We start from the raw sequence: 2909 nt of genomic DNA on the forward strand, positions 1-2909 counted from the left end.
CGGCCGACGCCGACGCCACCGCCCTTGGCGCCACCGGTGCCGCGCGGGAGCCCGCCGACGGGGCCGCCGCCGGGGCGCAGGCCGCCGATGCCGCCGATCCCGCCGACGCCCGGACCGGAGCCCGCGCCGCCGGGGGCGCCGGTGCCGTTCCCGACACCGGTGAGGCCCTGCCAGCGGCCTTCCCAGCCGTCGTTGAAGCTCGGCACGAAGGAGGGGCTGGTGGTGAAGCCGGGGCCGCCGCCGTAGACCGGGGCCGGACCGGCCGCGGGCGGGGTGTACGACGGGTTGCCGGGGACGGTGACGCCAGGGCCGGGGACGCCGGTGACCGGGGGCGCGGTCCACGCGGGGGTGGTGCCCGGATTGATGCCGGTGGTCGGGGCGCCGAAGCGCGGGGTGGCGCCGTCGATGCCGAGGACCGCGGTCTCGAACCGCTGCATCGTCTGCACGGCCTTGCGCTTCATCTTCTTCTTGTTGCTGCCGAAGCCGAACGCGCTGGCGATGCCGCCGATGGCCGCGCCGAACGCGGCGCCGATCGGGCCGCCGATGGCCATGCCCGCCGCGGCGCCGCCGCCCGCGGTGGCCAGCCAGGGGCTCGACGGGTTGCCGCCGGGCATGGTGCTCTGCGCCGAGCGCAGCGCGCCGCCCGCGTCCTCGACCGGCTTGGCGATCTGCTGGGCGGTGGCGCCCAGCTCGGCCACCCAGGCGGCGTTGCGGACGACGGTGCGCGCGGCCTCCTCGGAGGCGCCGCCGGACCAGAACTGCATCAGCCTGCCCAGCGACCGCGACAGGTCCTGGGAGGCGGTGGCGACCTTGGTGCCGTGCTGGGTCCACTGGTCGGCGAGCATCTCCAGCTGGGCGGCGTTGGCGTTGTCGCCGACCATGCGCTGCAACGACTTGAGGGAGTAGCCGTTCCAGTCGACACCGCCGGTGACGTACTGGTCGTCGGCCTCGCGGCGGCGCCTGCGCTCGTCCTCGGCGGAGCGGCGCGCGGCGGCGGCCGTGGCGACCAGCTCGGACATCCGTCCGGCGAGCTGCTCAAGGTTGGCGATCATCCCCGCGCCCCTCCCTCGGCCCGGGGTCCCCGGACCGGGTAGCGATTACCCAGGTGCTGCACATGCTCGTTTCCGACTGTCACGGTATCGGACGGGACCGACGATCCGGGAGGTCCGCACACCCCTACCGCGCCGAGCGGGTGGTGGGCGGTCACCGGTACCACAGCTCCCCGGCCAGGTCGCGCAGCGCGGCCACCAGCTCGTCGCCGGAGAACGGGTTGACGCTCATCCAGTCCGATCCCGGCTCGCCGCCGAGGCGGAACCGGCCGCGGGCGGTGTCGAGCCAGCGCAGTTCCGGACCCGAGCGCTCCCAGGTGTCGGCGTAGCCGCCGCGGAAGGCCACCCCGGCCTGGCCGTTGCCCAGCACCGGTTGCAGGTGGGTGGTGAGCCTGCGCGCGGACTGCTCGTCGATGCCGTGCTCGGCCAGCAGGCGGTCCAGCTCGTCGGCGCCGAGCTGCCGCGGCCGACCGCCCCCGGGCGGCGCGGCGGCGGCCCGGATGGCCCGGTGCGCGGCGTCGAGGGCCCCCCGGGACAGGGTGAACGGCGCCGCCAGGGCGGCCGGGTGCGCGGGGATCAGGTCCAGCACGTGGTCGACGACCTCGCGGGCGGGCAACGCCAGCAGGTGCACCCGGCCGCCGGGGCCGCGCACGTCCTGGGTGACCAGCAGCGCGTCCTCCCGCTGGGCGAGCACCAGCACCCCGAGCGCCCCACCGCGGCGGGCGACGAGCAGGTCGAACGCGCCGACACCCTCGCGCAGCAGGTGCACCAGGTCGGCGGCGACCCCGCGCGGGCCCCGGTGGTCGGCCAGGCCCTGCTCGGCCAGCCGCGCCCGGGCCGAGGCGAACAGCTCCCGGCGCTGGGCAGCGGTGGTGCCGCGCGGGGTGAGCTTGAGCGGGAACGGTGGGGTGACCTCGGCGAAGGTGCACAGCAGGTCGACCTCGGCGGGCTCCAGCCAGGCGCCACTCGGTCCGCCGTCGGTGCTCCAGTGCGCGTCGGGGTCGATGCCCAGGTTCAGCCCGGAGTCCATCAGCCCGCCGTCCGCTGCTCGGCCTGCCCGATGGCGTCCCTGGCGATCTCCTCGGACTCGCGGTAGCCGTCGCGGACCTTCTCCGCGCTCTCGATGAACCGGTCCATCCGGCGCATGGCCTCGGCGAGCAGGCCGCGCAGGCCGGTGTCGCCGTTGAGCCGGTCGTCGAACTTGCGGGCCAACTGCCTGCCGACCGGGCTGGTGCCCAGCTGCGGGGTGTAGTCCTCGCCCTGCATCCGCTCGACCCGGGTCTGCACCGCGGCCAAGCCGAACCGGGCCGCGGTGCAGGCCACGCTGAACCCGGCCAGCTTGGCCGGGTCGACGTCCCAGTAGCCCTTGGACTGCGGCGGCTGGTCCGCAGGGGTGCCAGAAGTGCCATCCGGGGTGCCGATGTAGGTGGTGGGGGCGTCGTCGGACCCGCCGGGGTAGCCGGGGCCGGCGGGGTGGCCGGGACCGGCGCCTGCCGTGCCATCTCCGGCGGTGCCATCTCCGGCGGTGCCATCTCCGGCGGTGCCATCTCCGGCGGTGCCATCTCCGGCGGTGCCGTCGCCGGGGTGGGTGACGTCGGTGTCGTCGGAGCCGCTGTCCGGGTCGCCGCTGCCGGGGCTGCCCGCGGCGGGGGCGGGGGCGCCGGCGGCGGAGCCGGGATCGGCCGGGTCCGGCTTCTGCACGTCCGGGGCCGGGGCACCGGTGTCCTCGGCCGGAGGCCCGGCGGGCTGCCCCTGCCCCGGTGCGGGGCCACCCGCGGCGGGCGGCGGGACCGCGACCGCGGGCGCCGACGACGCGGGCTGCCCGGACGCCGGTGGCGCGGACTGCCCGGGAGCGGGCTG

At 77.0% G+C, this 2909-nt stretch carries 3 protein-coding genes; 1 reads left to right on the top strand and 2 read right to left on the bottom strand.

Annotated features, from left to right (window positions below; translation table 11 throughout):
- The coding region (locus L6E12_RS32885) for a WXG100 family type VII secretion target (RefSeq protein WP_374201984.1) at positions 1-1052 on the bottom strand (1052 nt) is incomplete at its 3' end.
- Between the two features lie 151 nt (positions 1053-1203).
- Entirely contained in the window at positions 1204-2079 is an 876-nt protein-coding gene (locus tag L6E12_RS32890) for an ESX secretion-associated protein EspG (protein WP_236231823.1), read from the bottom strand.
- Positions 2080-2539: 460 nt separating this feature from the next.
- Between L6E12_RS32890 and L6E12_RS35830 the strand changes: the two genes are divergently transcribed.
- Complete coding sequence (locus L6E12_RS35830) at positions 2540-2641, top strand: pentapeptide repeat-containing protein (protein ID WP_374201985.1); 102 nt, start codon at positions 2540-2542, stop codon at positions 2639-2641.
- Positions 2642-2909 lie beyond the last annotated feature (268 nt).

The organism is Actinokineospora sp. PR83 (assembly GCF_021056305.1).
GTDB lineage: Bacteria > Actinomycetota > Actinomycetes > Mycobacteriales > Pseudonocardiaceae > Actinokineospora > Actinokineospora spheciospongiae.